Source organism: Mycobacterium simiae (assembly GCF_008370645.1).
Classification (GTDB): Bacteria; Actinomycetota; Actinomycetes; order Mycobacteriales; family Mycobacteriaceae; genus Mycobacterium; species Mycobacterium simiae_A.
In genome coordinates this window covers 1-19,750 of the sequence record NZ_VTZN01000102.1, presented here as the reverse complement: position 1 = coordinate 19,750, position 19,750 = coordinate 1, and the positions used below count along the sequence as shown (strand labels likewise).

Annotated in this window: 17 protein-coding genes, 2 pseudogenes and 1 riboswitch; of the genes and pseudogenes, 7 read left to right on the top strand and 12 right to left on the bottom strand. The window is 66.8% G+C overall.

Going from position 1 to position 19,750, the window contains the following annotated elements; genetic code table 11:
* On the bottom strand, window positions 1-1,141 hold a 1,141-nt coding region (locus F0Q45_RS16270), incomplete at its 3' end, for a PE family protein (RefSeq protein WP_149654919.1).
* 202 nt (window positions 1,142-1,343) lie between these two features.
* Complete coding sequence (locus F0Q45_RS16265) at window positions 1,344-2,429, bottom strand: CaiB/BaiF CoA transferase family protein (protein WP_149654918.1); 1,086 nt, start codon at window positions 2,427-2,429, stop codon at window positions 1,344-1,346.
* On the opposite strand from F0Q45_RS16265, the gene F0Q45_RS16260 reads away from it, so the two are divergent.
* Complete coding sequence (locus tag F0Q45_RS16260) at window positions 2,428-2,610, top strand: hypothetical protein (protein ID WP_149654917.1); 183 nt, start codon at window positions 2,428-2,430, stop codon at window positions 2,608-2,610. The two genes, F0Q45_RS16265 and F0Q45_RS16260, sit on opposite strands and share 2 nt — an antisense overlap.
* An 81-nt stretch (window positions 2,611-2,691) precedes the next feature.
* The gene (locus tag F0Q45_RS16255; RefSeq protein WP_149654916.1) at window positions 2,692-4,080 is read left to right on the top strand and encodes a DUF2867 domain-containing protein; all 1,389 of its coding nucleotides are present in this window, start codon (window positions 2,692-2,694) and stop codon (window positions 4,078-4,080) included.
* 5 nt (window positions 4,081-4,085) lie between these two features.
* Here the strand turns inward: F0Q45_RS16255 and F0Q45_RS16250 are convergent, their stop codons facing one another.
* Entirely contained in the window at window positions 4,086-4,799 is a 714-nt protein-coding gene (locus F0Q45_RS16250) for a CPBP family intramembrane glutamic endopeptidase (protein ID WP_149654915.1), read from the bottom strand.
* On the bottom strand, window positions 4,796-5,953 hold the full coding sequence (locus tag F0Q45_RS16245) for an NAD(P)H-binding protein (RefSeq protein ID WP_149654914.1): 1,158 nt from the start codon (window positions 5,951-5,953) through the stop codon (window positions 4,796-4,798). The genes F0Q45_RS16250 and F0Q45_RS16245 overlap by 4 nt, the downstream gene beginning before the upstream one ends.
* Before the next feature lie 273 nt (window positions 5,954-6,226).
* On the opposite strand from F0Q45_RS16245, the gene F0Q45_RS16240 reads away from it, so the two are divergent.
* Both F0Q45_RS16240 and F0Q45_RS16235 read left to right on the top strand, forming a co-directional pair.
* The gene (locus F0Q45_RS16240; RefSeq protein ID WP_149654913.1) at window positions 6,227-6,727 is read left to right on the top strand and encodes an isoprenylcysteine carboxyl methyltransferase family protein; all 501 of its coding nucleotides are present in this window, start codon (window positions 6,227-6,229) and stop codon (window positions 6,725-6,727) included.
* Window positions 6,724-7,737, top strand: coding sequence for an NAD(P)/FAD-dependent oxidoreductase (locus F0Q45_RS16235; RefSeq protein ID WP_149654912.1), 1,014 nt, complete (start codon window positions 6,724-6,726; stop codon window positions 7,735-7,737). Before F0Q45_RS16240 ends, F0Q45_RS16235 begins: the two co-directional genes overlap by 4 nt.
* 174 nt (window positions 7,738-7,911) lie before the next feature.
* Here the strand turns inward: F0Q45_RS16235 and F0Q45_RS16230 are convergent, their stop codons facing one another.
* The 6 genes and pseudogenes from F0Q45_RS16230 to F0Q45_RS16205 form a co-directional block, all read right to left on the bottom strand.
* Window positions 7,912-8,712, bottom strand: a complete 801-nt coding sequence (locus F0Q45_RS16230; protein WP_373425004.1) for a crotonase/enoyl-CoA hydratase family protein — start codon at window positions 8,710-8,712, stop codon at window positions 7,912-7,914.
* A complete protein-coding gene (locus F0Q45_RS16225) occupies window positions 8,709-9,857 on the bottom strand; it encodes a thiolase family protein (protein ID WP_149654911.1) in 1,149 nt (382 codons plus the stop codon). Before F0Q45_RS16225 ends, F0Q45_RS16230 begins: the two co-directional genes overlap by 4 nt.
* Window positions 9,858-9,942: 85 nt before the next feature.
* Window positions 9,943-10,395, bottom strand: a complete 453-nt coding sequence (locus F0Q45_RS16220; protein ID WP_149654910.1) for an SRPBCC family protein — start codon at window positions 10,393-10,395, stop codon at window positions 9,943-9,945.
* A gap of 7 nt (window positions 10,396-10,402) precedes the next feature.
* Entirely contained in the window at window positions 10,403-11,620 is a 1,218-nt protein-coding gene (locus F0Q45_RS16215; protein WP_149654909.1) for an RNA polymerase sigma factor, read from the bottom strand.
* Window positions 11,620-11,967, bottom strand: coding sequence for a YciI family protein (locus F0Q45_RS16210; protein ID WP_149654920.1), 348 nt, complete (start codon window positions 11,965-11,967; stop codon window positions 11,620-11,622). Before F0Q45_RS16210 ends, F0Q45_RS16215 begins: the two co-directional genes overlap by 1 nt.
* A gap of 74 nt (window positions 11,968-12,041) precedes the next feature.
* Window positions 12,042-12,280 (bottom strand): annotated as a pseudogene (locus tag F0Q45_RS16205) (aldehyde dehydrogenase family protein); the annotation flags it as partial.
* Between the two features lie 98 nt (window positions 12,281-12,378).
* Window positions 12,379-12,604, top strand: a riboswitch (cobalamin riboswitch).
* Window positions 12,605-12,744: 140 nt separating this feature from the next.
* On the opposite strand from F0Q45_RS16205, the gene metE reads away from it, so the two are divergent.
* Window positions 12,745-15,033, top strand: a complete 2,289-nt coding sequence (gene metE / locus F0Q45_RS16200; protein ID WP_149654908.1) for a 5-methyltetrahydropteroyltriglutamate--homocysteine S-methyltransferase — start codon at window positions 12,745-12,747, stop codon at window positions 15,031-15,033.
* 70 nt (window positions 15,034-15,103) lie between these two features.
* Here metE and F0Q45_RS16195 read toward each other — a convergent pair whose 3' ends face one another.
* A complete protein-coding gene (locus tag F0Q45_RS16195; protein WP_149654907.1) occupies window positions 15,104-16,825 on the bottom strand; it encodes a DUF3556 domain-containing protein in 1,722 nt (573 codons plus the stop codon).
* A 390-nt stretch (window positions 16,826-17,215) separates the two neighbouring features.
* On the opposite strand from F0Q45_RS16195, the gene F0Q45_RS16190 reads away from it, so the two are divergent.
* The gene (locus F0Q45_RS16190; protein WP_149654906.1) at window positions 17,216-18,586 is read left to right on the top strand and encodes a flavin monoamine oxidase family protein; all 1,371 of its coding nucleotides are present in this window, start codon (window positions 17,216-17,218) and stop codon (window positions 18,584-18,586) included.
* A 40-nt stretch (window positions 18,587-18,626) separates the two neighbouring features.
* Here the strand turns inward: F0Q45_RS16190 and F0Q45_RS16185 are convergent, their stop codons facing one another.
* Window positions 18,627-19,136, bottom strand: coding sequence for a DoxX family protein (locus F0Q45_RS16185; protein WP_149654905.1), 510 nt, complete (start codon window positions 19,134-19,136; stop codon window positions 18,627-18,629).
* A gap of 178 nt (window positions 19,137-19,314) precedes the next feature.
* Between F0Q45_RS16185 and F0Q45_RS16180 the strand changes: the two are divergent.
* A pseudogene (locus F0Q45_RS16180) lies at window positions 19,315-19,750 on the top strand (PEP/pyruvate-binding domain-containing protein); the annotation flags it as partial.

Here is a 19,750-nt window from a genome sequence, read left to right as displayed (position 1 = left end):
CACCAGCGCCGCCGGAGCCGAAGAGCGCGCCGCCGTTGCCACCGGCCCCACCGATTCCGCCGGCCTGGGCAGCGCTAAAGCCTTGCCCGCCGGGGCCGCCGGCCCCACCGGCGGCCCCAAGGCTGAGCAGGCCGGCGTCGCCACCGGCCCCACCGGCACCCCCGGTTCCGCCCGCTCCGCCGCTGCCGCCAGTCCCGCCGGCGCCGAACAACCCGCCGGCACCGCCTTCCCCGCCGGCCCCGCCGGTGGCGAGAATGCCGAGTCCGCCGGCACCGCCGGTGCCGCCGGCACTGAACAGCTGGCCGGCCCCGCCAGCCCCTCCGGCCCCGCCGGCGCCAGTGAAGCTTTGCCCGCCGGCTCCGCCGGCCCCGCCGCTGGCGAACAGCCCGCCGGCCCCGCCGACGCCACCGGCCCCGCCAGCGCCGGTGGCGCCCATCCCGCCGGCCCCGCCGACGCCGGCGGCGCCAAAGAGCATCCCGGCGTTGCCGCCGGCCCCACCGGCCCCACCGGCCCCACCGGCGAGGCCCGTCACGGAGCCGCCGGCCCCACCGGCGCCGCCGGCGCCGAACAGCGCAGCGGCCCCACCGGCTCCACCGGTCCCACCATTCCCGGTGCTGGCGGTACCGCCGGCCCCGCCGGCTCCACCGCTGCCGAGGAATCCGGCCGCCCCGCCGTTACCGCCCGCCGCGCCGTTGATGCCGGCCGCGCCGGACCCGCCGGCTCCGCCGTTGCCGATCAACCAACCGGCATCCCCGCCGTTGGCTCCGGTGCCGGGGGCGCCGTTGGCGCCGTTGCCGATCAGTGGGCGCCCAGTAGCCGCCAGGAACTGCGCGTTGATCGGGTCGAGCAGCGGCGACAGAGCGGCGGCCTCGGCGGCCGCATACGCGCCCCCACCGGCACTCAGGGCCTGCACAAACTGCGTGTGAAACGCCGCCGCCTGCGCACTGAGCGCCTGATATGCCTGACCGTGCGCGCCGAACAACCCGGCGATTGCCGCCGAGACCTCGTCAGCGCCGGCGGCCAGCACCGCCGTCGTGGTGGCCGCCGCGGCCGTGTTTGCCGCGCCGATCGTAGACCCGAGACTGGCCAAATCCGATGCTGCTGCCGCAATGAACTCCGGAGCCGCGATAACAAACGACATCTGACACCTCCCGATACGCCATGACTATCGCTGTCATGCCGATTTGGCATCTCTCGTCACCAGCGAATATCGGCCGCCCGAAGCATAACTCCGGCCAGGGCAATGCACTTGCGGGTTCGAAAAGATTCGTGCCCACGTTTTGGCAGATCCGCGGCCCGGACACGCCTCCAGCTACCCGGCGGCGGGTCGGCACGGAACCAAGCTATTCCCAGTCGTCAAGCAGCGCTTGTATGTCAGTCAGCGGTGGCGCCGGGCGGCGTGGCTCACCCGGCGGGGTGCGAGAAAACCGGGGAGCCGGCATCGGTTGCGGTCCCCCGTTCACCTCGTAGAAGGTGTTGCGCTGGGTGATATGCGGCTCGGTCTGTACCTCGCCGAAAGCCAGCACCGGCGTCACGCAGGCGTCGGAGTCCGCGAACACCTTGGCCCAGTGGTCGCGGTCATGTTTGGCGAAGGCCTCGGTCAGCAGCGCGCGCAGCTCGGGCCAGCCGGTTATGTCGTTCTGCGACGGCAGGTCTGCGGCGTCCAGCCCCAACCCAGCCAGCATGGCGGCGTAGAACTGCGGCTCGATGGCGCCAACGGCGACGTAACGGCCGTCGGCGCATTCGTAGGTGTCGTAATAGGGCGCACCACCGTCGAGCATGTTGGTGCCGCGTACGTCGGCCCATATGCCGGTCGCCCGCATCGCCCACATCATCTGCGCCAACACGCTGGAGCCGTCGATCATCGCGGCGTCAACGACCTGACCCTTACCCGAGCGCTGCCGCTCCCATAACGCCGCCAGGACGCCGACCAGTAAGAACATCGAGCCGCCACCGAAGTCGCCGACCAGGTTCAGCGGCGGCACCGGCCGCTCGTTGACCCGCCCGATGGCGTGCAGGATGCCGTTCAGCGAGATGTAGTTGATGTCATGACCGGCTTGCTGACTGCGCGGCCCGGTTTGGCCCCAGCCCGTCATCCGGGCATAGATCAGCCGGTCGTTGACCTTCGCGCAGTCTTCGGGACCCAGACCCAGCCGCTCGGTGACACCGGGGCGATAACCCTCGATCAACACGTCGGCCTTGGCGACGAGGTTGAGTACCAGTTGGCGTCCCTGGTCGGACTTCAGATCTGCGGTAATGACGCGCCGGTTGCGCAGCATGGCGTCGCTGGCGACACCCCCGGCAACCGCTGCGGGGCGGTCGATGCGTACCACGTCGGCACCCAGATCCCCCAGCATCATCGCGGCGTGCGGGCCGGGCCCGATCCCCGCCAGCTCGACAACCCGCAACCCGTTTAGCGGTCCCGCCATGATCAACCTCTCGTCTGCTGTGACGCCGTTCGCATCTTTCCAGCTCGGCAATCGGGTCACCTCGGGTGGGGCGGACATGTTTAATCTCGAGGGCCAGTCGCTGCTGCCGCGATCGCGCGACTTCACCGAGGGCGCGCGGGCATTCCGGCAGCAACGCACGCCGAGCTACACCGACGTCTGACCGCGGCCGGGTTGAACCGAGCCGAACCGGCAATCCCTTCCGGCGCCGGATCCGAATAGCGTGCAGACAGAACGGAGACCCATGTCGGCTGGAAAGGTGCCCGCAGACGTGCCCGCAGACGCGCACTGCCTCGTCACCGGAGCGACCGGCTACATCGGCGCCCGATTGATACCACGCCTGCTGGACGAAGGCCACCGAGTTCGAGCGTTGGCCCGCGACCCGAGCAAGCTGGCGAACGTGCCGTGGCGCGAGCGGGCCGAGCTGGCCCGGGGCGACCTCGGCGATGTCGACTTGTTGATCGCGGCGTTCGAGGGTATCGATGTGGTGTATTACCTGGTCCATTCGATGGGCGCCGCAACGGATTTCGCCGCTGAGGAATACCGCGCCGCCCGCAACGTGGCGATCGCGGCGCGGCGTACCGGAGTAAAGCGTGTGGTGTACCTCGGCGGCTTGCATCCGGAGAACAGCAAGCTCTCGCCACACCTGCAGTCGCGCAAAGCCGTGGGTGACGCGCTGATCGCATCGGGCATCGAAACGGTGGTCCTGCAGGCCGGAGTGGTAGTCGGATCAGGCTCGGCGTCGTTCGAGATGATCAGGCACCTCACCGACCGGTTGCCCGTCATGACCACACCGAAGTGGGTGCGCAACCGAATCCAGCCCATCGCGATCCGCGACGTGCTCTACTACCTGGTCGCTGCGGCCACCGTCGAGGTGCCGTCCTCACGCACCTGGGACATCGGCGGCCCCGACGTCTTGGAATACGGCGACATGATGCGGATCTACGCCGAGGTAGCCGGTTTGCACCGGCGATATCTTGTTGTGCTGCCGTTTCTGACGCCCAGCATCGCCAGCCTGTGGGTGGGGACTGTCACCCCAATCCCGTCCGGCCTGGCCCGGCCACTGATCGAGTCGCTGGAGTGTGACGCGGTGATGCGCAACACGGACATCGACACCATCGTCGCCCCGCCGCCGGGCGGCCTCAGCAGTTATCGAGCTGCGGTCGCATTGGCACTCAGGCGCGCCGCCCAGGGACTACCGGATGCAACGTGGGACTCACTACGGTCCGAGCCGGCCGAGCCGCTACCCAGCGACCCCGAATGGGCCGGCGAAATCGTGTACACCGATGTCCGCAGCGCCGTCACTACGGCAGCACCCCAAGACATCTGGAAGGCGGCCGAGCACGCCGCCAACGGCCGTCGCTGGTACTCCTTCGTCTTGGCTCGGCGACGCCGCAACTTGCCACAACGGTGGCAGGTGACCGAGCGCCGCTCCACAACGCTGCGCCTCAGCGCCGACACGCGGCTACCGGGACCAGCGTGGCTGGAGCTGACCACGGATGCCAAGAGATACACCCAGCGAGCGATCTTCTATCCCCGAGGCATCCCCGGCCGACTGTATTGGCTGCTGCTGCGGCCCCTCTACGCGGCCGCGCTGCGCGCACTCGCACACGACATCGCGTCGCTCGGTTAGGTCGGTCAGACGCCGAACAGTGGTGGCAGGGCGAGCACCATGATCAGGCCCCACACCGCGTGGGTCAAAATCGGCGCCAACACACCTCCGGTGGCACGCCGCTCCCATGCGCACACCCCGCCCAGGATGACGGCGGCGAATCCGAGCATCGGATTGCCGCTGGCCATGATGGCCGCTATGTAGACGACAGTCGAAACCATCACCGGATAGATCCGTCCCAGTGCGGTGTAGAGCGCGCCGCGGAAGAACATCTCCTCGGCGACGCCGTTGATCAGGGCGATCAGCACCACAAGCAGCGACCCGTGATCGGCAAATTGCAGGACGCGGACGGTCAACGCGGACACGGCGGCAATCTGTCTGACGACCAATCCGCCCAGCAAGAACACGCCACCCAGAAGCAGACCGAGGGTGGTGCCGGTGATGACGGGGCGCTGGTTGCGCCCACGCCAGCAGATACCGCCCAGATGCAAGGGTCCCGAGGCCAGGGCCCCGGTGGCCCACACCGCAGCCAGGGTCAGGGTCAGCCAATAAAAAGTCGGCTCGCCCGGGCGGCGACTCATGGACAGCCCCATGACGACCGCACCAATCACCAGCACCACTGCGACGATGATGCGCCGGCGCAACACCACCGGAGGCGCCTCATGATGCGGCACGGCGACGTTGGTGATCGCGCGGCGGATGTCGGCGATCGCGCTGGGGCGGGCGGTGGATTGGCTCATGCGGGCATGACTTTCGGAGTCAGGGCGATCAGGATGTCCAGACTAGTTCGCAGCGCGCCGGCCAGCGGGCCGGGGACACTGTTCAACAACAGCAGAGTAGGCCGCGCAACCGGTGGTGTCACCGACCGCGCCAGCCGCCGGATGCGTAGCGCGTCGCCTCCGGCCCAGCCAGGATCGGAGTCAGCGAGACGATGAGGATCGGCCAGGGCGTTGACGGGCGCGGCCGGGGCGTGCGCGGAGTGCGCCAAGGCCAGCGCGATGGCCTCCGCCACGCCAAGCCGGCCGCCAGGTGGGTCGGGCACGAGGTCTCGCAGGCCAGTGCCCGAGGCCCGCATCGGGTGGTCCAGTGACTGGACCAAGTCCGCGGACAAACCGGCGGGGACGGGCAGCGCGAGGGACGTAATCCGTGACGCTATGCCGGTGTTGAGCCTGCCCACCGGCACCCCAGCGTGCCACCGGCCAGAAATCCGTGCGTAGGTCTTGAGCAGCTGGTGGTACGTGGTGGTGTCCGGGCCGCAGATGTCGTAGGCACCCGGCGGCACTCGGTCAGCGTCGGCCGCGGCCACCAGGTAGTGCAACACGTCGCGGATGGATATCGGGTCGATCGGGTTGTCCATCCAGGAGGGCACCGGGATGAGCGGGAACCGGTCTCCGACATAGCGCAGCATCTCAAATGATGTCGAGCCGGCGCCGATGATGGTCGCCGCGCCCAGCCAGACCAGGTCCGGACCGTCCGCGACGGTCAAGGCCGTGGCCACTTCGGCTCGGCTGGTCAGGTGCTGTGACAGCGCACTGTTTTCGGGGTCGTCAGGAACGAAGCCGCCCAGGTAGACGATGCGCCGCACGCCCGCCTCCCGGGCGGCAACTGCTACGTTGGCTGCTGCGGCTTTGTCGCTGTCGCGGAAGCCGGGTTGGCCAATCCCGTGAACCAGGTAATAGACCACGTCAACGCGACCAGCGGCCTTCATAGCTGCCCGTGCTGACGCGCGGTCGGCGGCATCGAGCTGGACCGGTGTGACGTCGTCAAACCAACCTAAGCGTTTGAGCCGGGCCGGGTCCCTGGTGGCAGCCGAGACTTCGTGGCCGTCCGCGAGCAGCGCGGTGACGAGACGGGATCCCACGTAGCCGGTAGCACCGGTTACCAGAATGCGCATGACATCCACCGTAGCGGCCTGACGACGTCGGCAGCGCAACGGCTTTCGGGCAGGTCGGCGCGTCGGGCAACGCTGGTGCGGCCGGTAGTCCCGGCCCGCGCAAACTGCCAGACGTGGGGTCTGGCGCCCGTCGGGGACTCACGCGGATTTCGAGGTCAGCACGTCCAGCCCCCGCACCTGAACCAACTTCGCAGCAGTAACGTGACTACCCAATGGACAGGATCACTGGGCCAGGCCTAGCGGGACGCTCGGCGCTGCGCGGGCGGTAGGACGGTGTACTACCTGCTGATCCTGGCTGTCGTCATCGAGCGCCTGGCTGAGCTGGTGGTCGCCCAGCGTAATGCCCGCTGGTCTTTCGCCCAGGGCGGCAAGGAGTTTGGCCGCCGACACTACGCCGTGATGGTGTTTCTGCACACAGCGCTGCTACTGGGCTCCGTCGTCGAGCCGTGGGCACTACATCGGCCGTTCATCCCGTGGCTGGGCTGGCCGATGGTGGCTGTGCTGGCGCTGAGCCAGGGGTTGCGCTGGTGGTGCGTGACAACCCTGGGCCGCCACTGGAATACCCGGGTGATCGTGTTGCCGCACCAGCCGCTGATACGACGCGGGCCTTACCGGCTGATGCACCACCCGAACTATGTCGCGGTGGTGGCCGAGGGGTTCGCGCTGCCGCTGGTGCACACCGCATGGGTGACCGCGCTCGGCTTCACGGTGGCCAACGCCTTCTTGCTGAGGGTGCGGCTGCGGGTGGAAAACGCCGCTTTGGGTTACACATGACCTACGACACCGACCTGCTGATCCTCGGCGGCGGCCCCGGAGGTCTCGCCGCGGCGCTATACGCGTGCCAGCAAGGACTTTCGGTGATCGTCGTCGATCCTCGGGAAAGCCCTATCGACAAGGCCTGCGGCGAGGGACTGATGCCCGGTGGTCTGGCCGAGCTGAAGGCACTTGGCGTAGACCCGGTCGGGATGCCGTTTCAGGGCATCGCCTATGTCAGCGCTCAGCGCCGGGCCGAGGCGCGGTTTCGCGCCGGCCCCGGCCGCGGAGTGCGCCGCACTACGTTGCACGCGGCACTAACGGCACGGGCCAAAGAGCAAGACACTCAATGGCTACGCGCCCGGGTAACCAGCGTCGCGCAAGACGCAGCTGGTGTGACGGCCGGCGGTGTGCGCGCGAAATGGGTGGTGGCAGCCGATGGACTGCATTCGGCAGTGCGGCGCGCGGTCGGAATCAGGGCGAGCGCGGGCACCCCGCGGCGCTACGGCGTGCGCTGGCATTACCGGGTGCCGGCCTGGTCGGATTTCGTGGAGGTGCACTGGTCCCGTTGGGGTGAGGCGTACGTGACACCGGTGGAACCGGACTTGGTCGGCGTGGCGATCTTGTCCCGGCAGCGTCCTGAAATCGACTGGTTCCCCTGGCTGGCCGAGCGGCTGGGCGGCGCGACACCCGGACCGGCACGCGGTTGCGGCCCGCTGCGACAGGTGGTCTCGCGGCGCGTCGCCGGACGGGTGCTCTTGGTCGGCGATGCGGCCGGGTACGAGGACGCCCTGACGGGAGAAGGGATCAGCCTGGCCGTCAGGCAGGCGGCCGCCGCGGTGCGGGCCATCGTGGACAACTCGCCGGCGTCGTATGAGGCTGCGTGGCACCGGGTTACGCGCAATTACCGGTGGCTTACCCGCGGTCTGGTGCTGGCCAGCACCCCGGCGGTGGCGCGCCGGGCCATCGTGCCGGCGGGTGCGCTACTCCCCCCGGTTTTCCGGCGGGGAGTCAACATGCTGGCGCAGTGAGACCTCCCGGTTGAGGTTGGCCACATCTGTCACATTGGTCTCGCAAGGAGGGACTGCTCGCGGTACCCACCTCTGCGCGACAACCGACGCTGTCGCGCAGAGGTGGGCAAAACGGAGGCCGGGCCAGCACAAAGACTGGTGTGGCAGTTGCGACCCCGGGGGTCCTCGGCGACGCTAGCGCGCTTTCCAGACCGGCTCGCGCTTTTCAGCGAACGCCAATGGCCCCTCCCTGGCGTCCTCGGATCGGATCAGCGAACTCATTTCCCGCACGGTGCGCTCCCAGCCCGCTTGCTCGTCGGTGACTACGCCATTGTCGACCCCGTACGCGATCCGTTTGCTGGCCTGCACCGAGAGCGGCGCGTTGGCGGTCACTCGAGCGGCCAGCGCCAAGGCAGCATCGAGCACCGAGCCAGCGGTGACGACCTGATTGACCAGTCCCCACTCCCAGGCGTCGCAGGCGGTGATCGGCTCGCCGGTTAACAGCAATTCCATCGCCACTTTGCGGGGCAGCTGGTTGACGATCCGAAAGACTCCGCCGGCAGCGGCGATCAGTCCGCGCTTGACCTCCGGCAGCCCGAACGTGGCCCGCTCATGGGCCACCACCAGGTCGCTGGCCAGCGCCAGCTCGGTGCCGCCGCCCAGGGCGGCGCCGTTGACCGCGGCGATGGTGGGCTTGTCGATGAAGTGGTGCACGTAGCCGGCGAAGCCCCATTCGGCGTGCTCGGGGTGATAGATGTGCTCTCGGCGGGATATCGCTTTGAGGTCAGCGCCGGCGCAAAACGACTTGTCGCCGGAGCCGGTGATCACCACGGTTCGCACGTCAGCGTCGTGCTGTGCCGCTTCGAGCGCATCCCCGACCGAGATGCTGACCGCACCGTTAACCGCATTGCGCGCTTCGGGCCGGTTGATGGTGATGACCATGACGGTGCCGCGCCGCTCGACGAGCACGGCCGGCGGGCCATCACCGACTGTCACAACAGCTCCAGGAGGGTGGCGTTGGCCTGGCCGCCGCCCTCACACATCGTCTGCAAGCCGTAGCGAATTCCCTTGTCCCGCATGTGGTAGAGCAGTGTGGTCATTAGACGCGCGCCCGAGCCGCCGAGCGGGTGGCCGAGCGCGATCGCGCCGCCGTTCGGGTTGAGCTTCTTTTCGTCGGCGCCGATATCACGCAACCAGGCCAGCGGTACCGGCGCGAAGGCTTCGTTGACCTCGTAGGCCCCAATGTCATCGATGGACAGCCCGGCCCGCTGCAGCAGCTTTTGGGTGGCCGGGATGGGCGCGGTCAGCATGATGACCGGGTCCGCCCCGGCGAGCGCCACCGAGTGCACCTTGGCGATGGGCTTGCGCCCCAGCGCCTTGGCTTTCCCGGCGGACATGAACAGCAATGCGGCCGAGCCGTCGGAGATCTGCGAGGAGTTGCCGGCGTGGATCAGGCCGGCTTCTTTGAAAGCCGGCTTCAGCGACGCCATCTTCTCCATCGGGGTGCCGCGTCGGATGCCCTCATCTTTGAGAACGCTATTGCCGTCCTGGTCCTGGATGCCCACGATCTGGTCGTCGAAGGCGCCGGAATCCTGTGCGGCTGCTGCCTTTTCATGTGATGCCAGCGAGAATTCGTCGAGCGTGAGGCGGTCGAGTCCCCAGCGCTCGGCGATCATCTCCGCACCCAGGCCCTGGTTGGGAATCGCGCCGTCGTAGCGGGTCAAAAAGGTTTCGGGATAGGGCCGCCCGCCGTTTGCCAGCGACGCGCCCATTGGGGTCCGCGACATCGACTCGACACCACCGGCGACGACCACGTCGTAATGACCCGCCACCACCCCGGCCGCGGCGAAGTGCACGGATTGCTGGCTGGACCCGCACTGGCGATCCACGGTCACCCCGGGTACGGTCTCGGGCCAGCCAGCGGCCAACAGCGAGGTGCGGGCGATGTCGAGGGCCTGTTCACCGGCCTGCATGACGCACCCCCAGACGACGTCGTCGACGATTTCGGGGTCGATGCCGGCCTTGTGCGCCAGCCCGTTGAGCACCTGCGCTGACAGGTCAGCCGGGTGCACCCCGGACAACCCGCCGTTGCGCTTGCCGATGGGTGAACGTACAGCCTCGACGATGACGGCTTCAGCCATGAGAATGTCTCCTTTGACACGTTGAGTTGACTCGATTGTCAACCAACGGGTTGGGAGGGCGATGGGCGGGTGGCCAACCAAGGCTCTAGTGAGCTTGGAGAATCGCCTTGAGCCGGGCCAGATCTTTGGCGTTGGCCCGCTTCATCGCCTTCGCCAGAACGGGCGCTGCAATTCCGAAAAACCCGGATGGCTCACCGCGGTTGCGCAGGGTCATCGTCGTGGTTTCATTCGGGCCATCTGCCCATAGGTAGGTCGTCTCCATCGGAAACGGCCCTTCCCCGGTGCGCATCACGAACTTCCTAGCCGGCGCCAGCTCCACCACCTCATAGGTGTAACTCAGGCAACGGCCGAGAAACTTTGCGGTAAAGGCGAATTGCGATCCGACGTCCAACGGCTTGGGCGTCTTCCAGTGCACCGACTTGATATTGGCATACCATGCGGTGGCGTTGTCCGGGTCACACGCATATGCGGCCACTTCTGGGCGCGGTCGGGCTATCGAAATCTCGCTCACCACATCGACCTGAGACGATCCAGCCATGACTCTCCTAACGTTGTGCCGACCATTCGGCGATGCGCCGCTCGCGGTAGCGGCGCTCCGGTACGGTCACCCCATCGGTCAACGACGCCCGCGTCGCCGCTGCCGCCTCAGCGAATCTGCCCTGACGCGCCAACAGTTCACCCCGTACGGCGTGCCAGCGCGGATCGGGTTCAAGTTGTGCCAGTGCCTGCAAGCCCGCTGCGGCCCCACCGCTTTCAGCGACGGCGACCGCCCTAGCCAGTGCCGCGGGAGCACTTGGCTGCACCGACAACAGCAGATCGTAGAGCCGCACAATCTCGGCCCAATCGGTGCTTTCATATGACGCGGCCCGGGCGTGCTCGGCGGCGATCGCGGCCTGGAGCTGGTAGGGATCGGCGACCGAGCCGGTGCGGCGCAGCGATTCATCGAGCAGCTGACATGCCTCGTTGATCGCGGCGGCATCCCATAGCGAGCGGTCCTGCTCGGACAGCGGGACCGGGTCTCCGGCGTCGTCCAGCCGCGCGGCGCGCCGGGATTCGGTCAACAGCAGCAGCGCCAAGACCGCCATCGGTGCTGGTTCGTCGGGCATCAGCTCCTGCACCAACCGCGCCAACCGCAACGCCTCCCGAGTTCCGTCGATATCGGTCAGCCGGTCGCCGGAGGCGGCAGTGTGGGCGATCGTGTAGGACGCGTGTAGCACCGCGCACACGGCCGCCAGGCGCTCCGGCAGGTCCTGGTCGGCCGGAACACGGTAGGGGATGCGGGCACGAGCGATCTTGGCCCGCGTCCGGGTCAGGCGCTTGGCCACGGCCGCTTCACTGGTCAGCAGCACCGCCGCAATCTGCGCCGGCGACAGACCACACAGGGTCCGCAGCGCCAGGGTGACTTGAGCCTCCAGCGCCAGCGCGGGGTGGCAGCAGGTGAAGATCAGCCGCAGCCGGTCGTCAGCTACCACGCTGTCGGGCGGGGGGTCGGGTATCGCGAGTTCCACGCTGGCACGCTCCTTGTGTGCTCGAGCGCCCTCGCGGCGCAACAAGTCGATCGCAACCCGGCGCGCAGTTACCGTCAGCCAGGCCCGCGGCTCGCCCGGCACCCCGTTGCGGGGCCAGTCCCGCAGCGCGCGCAGTGCCGCTTCCTGCACCGCGTCTTCGGCGATCTGCAGCGAGCCGACCGTCCGGATGAGGGTCGCCAGGATGCGGGCTCCCTCCATCCGGACGGTCTGAGCGAGTGCAGAATCAGCTTCCATCAACCGAATTCGATGATGGGACGCACTTCGACAGCGCCGTCCCAGGCGGCCGGTATTTCGGCAGCGATCCGCAGCGCCTCGTCCAAGTCGGCAGCTTCGATGAGGTAGAAGCCGGTCAAGGCCTCCTTGGTCTCGGCGTAGGGGCCGTCGCTGGTGACGACGTCGCCGCCACGGGCACCGGTAACCCGAACCGTGGTGGCGGTAGACGTCGGATACAGCGCTGTGCCACCACGAATAGCAGCGGCGTGTTCCTGGCCGAACTTCATATATTCGGCCATGTCAGCGGCCTGCTCCGGGGCCGACCAGTCGACATCCCTGGTGTAGGTGAGTGCGGCGTATTGCGGCATGTTGTCCTCCTTGTCCCGATGATCATCCGGGCGATTCCCGGATCTCATCAAGAGGACGATTGGAGCGGAGGCAATCAGGACAGTTGGGCCGGGGCAACATGCAAAGCCGCCGGGTGGCCCACCGCCTTGATCTGGATGTACTGGTCGAACCCGGCGTCCCGTTCTGGCGGCCCACGCCACTGTCCTTATGGCCGCCGAACGGGGTGTCGGCGCCGTACAAAGCGGCGCCCTGCACACCGACGAAGCCGGCCCGGAGCCGTCGGGCCACCGCCAGCCAATGCTCCCAGGAACCCGACATCACGTTGCCGGGCAACGTCCCGGTCGCTGCGGTTCTCGTCGGCAGCGTAATCTGAACCCCGCAGCTGGTCTGCTGTCGCTGTGCCATACGGCGTCGGCATCGAGCGAGGCGTCTTGGCGATGCGTCGTGAGAGGGAATCCGGTGAGAGTCCGGAACTGTCCCGCAGCGGTATGCAGGAACGAACGCCGTCAACAGCACTGGTCCGCGCAGATTCTGGACTGGGAAGCGACGGCCACTAGAAACCCTGCCCGGCTCCTCAACGGCCCAATTGGGTCGCTTGCGAGGTCGGCCGGGCAGAGCACCAGCCGGTGCGCGCCTGCGAGTCCGAAGACCTGCCAGTTGCGCCGGGCGCGCCGCGTCCGGCGGCTCATCGCCTCGTGGAATGGGCGTTTGGCCGCACCAGTTGCGGTGGTGCACTGCGGCTGGATCGGCTGCGCGTCCGCGGGCGGTGACCACACCGTCGATTGAAGGGCACGCCTGTGACCGCACGTAATTTTCAGAAGTTCACCGCAACCATTACCGGCTCCCCCCGTATCGGCCCGCGCCGCGAACTCAAGCGCGCGACCGAGGGTTACTGGGCCGGACGCACCAGCCGATCGGAGTTGGAGTCCGTCGCCGCGACTCTACGTCGCGACACCTGGGCCGGCCTGGCTGCCGCCGGCCTGGACTCGGTGCCGGTCAACACCTTCTCCTACTACGACCAGATGCTTGACACCGCGGTGCTGCTGGGCGCGCTGCCCGCGCGGGTGAGCGCGGTCTCCGACGAGCTGGACCGGTATTTCGTCGCGGCGCGCGGTAACTCCGCTATCGCGCCGCTGGAGATGACGAAATGGTTCGACACCAACTACCACTACCTGGTGCCGGAGCTAGGGCCGTCGACCACCTTCACATTGAACCCCGACAAGGTGCTTTCCGAGCTCAAAGAGGCGCAGGAGCTTGGCATGCCCGCCCGCCCCGTGGTCATCGGGCCGGTCACGTTCCTGTTGCTGAGCAAGGCGGTAGACGGCGCTGCACCGCCTATCGAACGCCTCCGGGAGCTGGTTCCCATATACTCCGAACTGCTGTCGCTGCTCGCCGGTAACGGCGCCGAGTGGATTCAGTTTGACGAGCCGGCACTGGTAACCGACAGCTGCCCCGACGCGCCAGCGTTGGCCGAGCGCATGTACACCGCGCTGGGGTCGCTGAGCAACAGGCCGGCCATTCACGTCGCCACCTACTTCGGCGATCCCGGTGCGGCACTGGCAGCCCTGGCCCGCACTCCGGTGGAAGCCATCGGCGTCGACCTGGTGGCCGGAGCGGACACCGTCGTCGCGTCGCTGGTTGGGGCGCCCGAGCTAGCCGGCAAGACGCTGGTGGCCGGCGTCGTTGACGGACGCAATATCTGGCGCACCGACCTGGAGGCAGCGCTGAGCCGGCTGGCGACGCTGTTGGGTTCGGCGGGCACGGTCGCGGTCTCGACCTCGTGCTCCACCATGCATGTGCCGTACTCGCTGGAACCCGAAACCGACCTGGACGACAACTTGCGCAGCTGGCTGGCGTTCGGCGCCGAAAAGGTAAGGGAAGTAGTCGTTCTGGCGCGTGCGTTACGCGAAGGGCGGGAGGCGGTCGCCGACGAGATCGCGGCGTCCAACGCGGCGGTGGCGTCGCGGCAACGCGACCCGCGTCTGCACAATGGGCAGGTCCGGGCCCGCATCGACTCAATCATCGCGTCCGGTGCTCATCGCGGCGACGCAGCCGCCCGCCGCGACAGCCAGGACGCGCGCCTGCACCTGCCGCCGCTGCCAACCACGACCATCGGCTCCTACCCGCAGACCGCGGCGATCCGTAACGCGCGTCAGGCGTTGCGGGCCGGGGATATTGACCACACCGAGTACGTGCGCCGGATGAGGGCTGAGATCGCCGACGTCATCGCGCTGCAGGAGCAGCTCGGGCTGGATGTACTGGTGCACGGCGAGCCGGAGCGCAACGACATGGTGCAATACTTCGCCGAGCAACTGCAGGGCTTCTTCGCCACGCAGAACGGTTGGGTGCAGTCCTACGGCAGCCGGTGCGTACGCCCACCTATCCTGTACGGCGATGTCGCCCGGCCGCACCCGATGACGGTCGACTGGATCACCTACGCGCAGTCCCTGACCGATAGGCCGGTTAAGGGCATGCTGACCGGGCCCGTCACGATACTGGCGTGGTCGTTCGTTCGGGATGATCAGCCGTTGACCGATACCGCTAACCAGGTGGCGCTGGCCATCCGGGATGAGACGATGGATCTGCAAGCCGCAGGTATCGCGGTCATCCAGGTCGATGAGCCGGCGTTGCGTGAGCTGCTGCCGCTACGTCGCGCCAACCAGGATGCGTACATACGCTGGGCGGTAAGGGCTTTCCGGTTGGCGACCTCGGGTGTGGCCGACTCGACGCAGATCCACACCCACCTGTGCTACTCAGAATTCGGTGAAATCATCGGCGCGATAGCAGATTTGGATGCCGACGTGACGTCGATCGAAGCGGCGCGCTCACACATGGAGGTGCTCGACGATCTCAATGCGATCGGGTTCGCCGCCAGTGTGGGCCCGGGTGTCTACGATATCCACTCACCGCGGGTGCCGGGCACTGAGGAGATGGCCGAGTCGTTGCGTGCTGCGCTGCAAGCTGTTCCGGCCGGGCGGCTCTGGGTGAATCCCGACTGCGGCCTCAAGACACGCAATGTCGATGAGGTCAGCGCGTCATTGCGCAATATGATCGCCGCGGCCCGGGAGGTCCGCGCGGAGGCCTAGCGTTCTCACCAGCGTGACGTCACTGCGAGTTTCAGCTCGAATTCTCGCAGTGACGTCACGCTCGCCGCACCTATTCGCCTACCACGTGGACGGGAATGTCGTCATCCCAGGGCTGGCGGGTCACCATGTCGGCCACCCGGACGTAGCCGCGCTCGAACTCGCCGCTGGCAGCGTCGACGAGCCGATACGCCTGGGTTTGCTTGTGGATCGGCTGCGCGTCGAGCAGCACGATGCGCACCTCGCCGGGTTCGAAGCGGCAGCGCTGCTGCATCGCTTCGATCAGTTGCTCGTTGTGCAGGTGGCCGTCGCCGAAATTCCACCCGATGGCGGTGCTGCAGATCCGCTCCCCGTCGGTGATGACGTACTCGTCTTCGTTGTGCCCGGCCATAGCTCGGTGCGCCAGGGTGAACAGCGCCCGCCCGTGCGTGTTCATGGCACGGAACGCATATCCGAGGTACATCGGGATTTGCGCCTTGTCCTTGCCGTAGAAGCGCTCCAGCTGCGCGGCCGGCATGCTGGCGATCGCCACGATGCCCCGGCTGATTTTGTCGCTGGCCGACGGCTTGATACACCACAGTGTGGTGTCCCAGTTGCCGGCGTAATAGCGCATGCCGGGAAGAAACGAGATCTTACGTGGCAACAGATTGCCAAGGATGACGGTACCCGCGAGTACGGCGAACAGGATCGCCACCGGCACCGGGTTTTTCACATCGGCTAGACCGAAACGAGCATGACCGACGAACAGCGACAGTACGCCAAAGATCATGAAGGCGTTCCACTCCAACGGCACCCCCATCGGGATCGCCGTCAAGATGCCTAAATGGAAGCACACCATCACGATCGCGGCCACTGTCGTCGGCCAGCCGCCGTGCGAAAAAAACAGCACCACGGGCACCACCATTTCGATGAAAGTGCTGACATGGGCCAGCATTCGGGACAGCAGCCCGGGCCGCAGGTCGTCGGGGAACTTCTCGAAGAACATCCGTTTGAGGAACCGCGGCCGAAACAGCGGGTTATTGGACATCATCGTGGAGATCACGAAGGGAAAATGCTTGTTCAGCTTGGACGTGGCGGCGCCCACCCAGATCACCACGAATACCACTTTGGCGGCGACGATCATATCTATGCCGCCGAACAGAAACGTCGCCGTCAGTGCGCCGTAAACCTCGCCGCGCGCGGCCAGAAAGATCACCTTGTCGCGCAGCCCGAGCAACCCGAGCAGCAAGAGAACGAGCATGATCTGCCCCGTCGGTAGCAGGCCGACCCTCGTGCCCAGTTCCGGCACCGGGCCAGTGCCGTCGGTGAACAGTGCAGCCAGCAACATGATCAGCAGCAGTGCATACAGCGCGACGTCCAGCGGCTTGCGTTTGGTGCCTTCGGTCAGCGGGACGCGGCCAGGCCAGGGTGGCAGCCGGATGGTGCCGAACCGTAACCAGTACAGGATCGAGCCCATCGGCGGGAAGAACCGGTTGTTCAGCGGCCCGAAACCGCAACCCAACCCGACGACTTCAAACAGCATCGTGTACAGCACAACCTTTTCGAACACGATCGGCTCTGCGTACCACGACTTGACGTTGGTAAATCCATCGATGCCCTTGGTGGTCAACACGATCAGCCCGGCACCCAAGATGTAGAGCAGGATCTTTAGCACATAGAACAGGTGCAGTAGCACCGGTGTACCGAAACCGACTTCGGCCCAGTGGCGGGCCATGGGGCGGATCTTTTCGCTGCGGGAGCCCTTGCTCCACGCTGCGATGTCGATGTCCGGCAGTTGGGGCTGGAGAAATCCCATGGTTGCACAGAGTAGAACGCCTTATAGCGATGTGGGTTGACGTTCGCGTGCGATTCTTCCACCCATGGCGGCTCGCCCCGCCGGCCGTGGTGATCGTCAGAGGCGGTATCGCCGCGGCCCGACGGCTTCGGGCCTGCCGGGCCGGCGAGCAACGCGTCGACCGGCGGCCCTGTCGCGAGTTCAACTGGGCCGCACCGGAGCACCTGTTCAGCGGAGGGCTTTCAGCTTGTGCGGCATCGAGTAGTAGTCGACCAGATCGCCGGCTCCCGGATGCCTAATTCTTCCGCGGACAACCGGATCAAACCTGTCAAATCCGCTGAACCCGATTCGATGTCGCGCAATCGGTGTAGCTTGCCTCTGGGGCAGCAGGGGTCATTGGAGGAGTCGGGCATGACAGCGGTCGACTATTGCGTGGTGGGAGCCGGATTCGCCGGCTTGACGGCCGCGCTGCGGTTGAGACAAGCGGGTCATTCGGTGGCCGTGCTGGAGGCCCGGGACCGGGTCGGCGGTCGCACCTTCACCGTGACCCGAGACGACGGGGTGTGGATCGATCGCGGCGGCGCCTGGATCGGACCAGGACAGGACCGGCTCTACGCGATGATGGAAGAGTTCGGCGTCGCGGAGTACAAGCAGCACAACGACGGTGACGCCATGATGATCGTCGAGGGCAAGCAGCACCGCTATGGCGGCAGACTGCCGTGGACGATGAGCCCCTGGGCGGTCACCAACCTGGGCATCGGTCTGATGACCGTCGAGAAAATGTGCAAAACGATCCCGCTCGAGGCTCCCTGGGAGGCCGAGCACGCCGCCGAGTGGGACCGGACCAGCATCGCAGAGTGGCTCGAGACCAATGTGATGTCCAAACCGGCCCGCGAAATGCTCGACATGGCGCTGGCCGGGCCCTACACCTCGGCGCCGTCGGAAGTGTCAACGCTGTGGATGCTGCTGCAGATGGCATCCGGCGGCGGTCCGACGTTTGTCATTTCTGGGAAGGGCGGCGCCCAGGATGCGCGCCCGGTCGGCGGGATGGGCGCCATCTACCGACCCATAGCAGCCGAACTGCGCGATACGCTGCATCTCAACCAGCCAGTTCGGCGCATCACGCAGGATGCTGACGGGGTCACGATCGACTCCCACAACCTGGCAATACGAGCGGACCGGGTCGTCGTCTCGATTCCGATGGCGATCGCCAGCTCGATCAGCTACGAGCCGATGCTGCCCGTGGATCGGTCATTTCTGCATCAGCGGATGCCCGGAGGCGCGGTCATCAAGACCTCGGTGGTCTACGACGAGCCATTCTGGCGTGCGGACGGGTTGTCCGGGCAATCCGCCGCGCCGGGAACGGCCGCGACCCTCACCATCGATGCCTGCACGGACACTGGGAACCCGGGGATAATGTGCGCCATCACCGAGGGACCAGCCGCACGCCGGCTCACTCGACTCGACCCTGCCGAGCGCAAGGCAGCGATCATAGGCGAACTCGTCGAGCGGTTCGGCGACAAGGCTAAGTCGGTCGTCGAATATCACGAGCAGAACTGGACCACCGACCGGTATTCGGGTGGGGGGATGATCAGTCACACACCGACAGGTGTGCTGACTGAATACGGCCCCGCATTGCGCCCAGCCTGCGGGCGGATCCATTGGGCCGGAACCGAAAGCTCGGCCATCATGTGTGGCTGGGTCGACGGCGCCATTCGCTCCGGCGAGCGCGCAGCAGCCGAGGCGATGGCAGCCCAAAACTCTGCAGCCGCTGTCAGGTAGCTCTTTTTGGGGCGCCAGGCGATCGGCTGCCCGCGACGGACTATCCCGCCTGTTTGACCGGCGGCCGGTAGAAGATCAGCAATTGGCCAACGGCGCCGGCAAGGCCAAGCCCAAACGAGAGCACCAAGCCGGCCCAGCCATCGAACCAGTTCTTGCCGAAAATCAGCCAGTCCAAGCTGAGCCGACCGGGGCCCACGGTGGCGACGGAAACGGCGCTACCGGCCAGGACCAGGTTGTACTCCCAGCCTTCCTTGACGATGAAGAAGCCGTTGGACCAGTGGACGGTCCAGGCCGCGACAAACATCAGCGAGACAAATCCCGCCGCCGGAATCGGAGTGAACAATCCGGCGGCCAGCCCAAGACCCGCAGACAACTCGGTGATCGCGGCTACGGTCGCATGAAGTCTCCCGGGCTTCATGCCGATGCTCTCGAACCAGCGCGCGGTGCCTGGTATCCGGCCGCCGCCGAAGAACTTGTTGTAGCCGTGCGCGGCGAGTGTGAGACCCAGCACCAACCGAAGGAACAGCAACCCGACATCGTAGGGAGTCATGGATGCAAACCTAAATCATCCGGCCGATCTCTCAACAGGAGCAGCAAGCCGCCGCCACCAGTGATCGATGTGGAAACATAGCGGGCGGTCTGCGAGTTTGCCGAAGAATACGAGGGGGTGCACCACGACTCGTTTCCCACGAGCCACGGGCATCTCTGGACGCACCCCGGGTGACACCGTGGTCGTGCTGGACGGCCAGACATCTCGTCCGCGAGTGGTAGTCGGAAACAAAGGCCACGGCATCGACACCATGCGCCGGCTCGATTTGCCAGTACCGCCCGCCTTCTGCATCACCGCCGAGGTGGGTGAGCGTTATCTGGCTGAACCAGAACCGACCATGGACGCGATTTGGGATGACGTGCTGGAGCGGATGCGCTGGCTGGAAGCCGAGACCTCGCGCACGTTCGGTAGGGGTTCGCCTCCATTGCTGGTCAGCGTGCGCTCGGGCGCCACTCAGTCGATGCCCGGCATGATGGACACGATCCTGAATTTGGGCATCAACGACGCCGTCGAGCAGGCCCTGGCCACTACGGGTACTAATGCGTTCGCTCGCGACACCCGCCGGCGGTTCACCCGGATGTATCGCCGAGTAACCGGCATGGACCCCGGCGCCG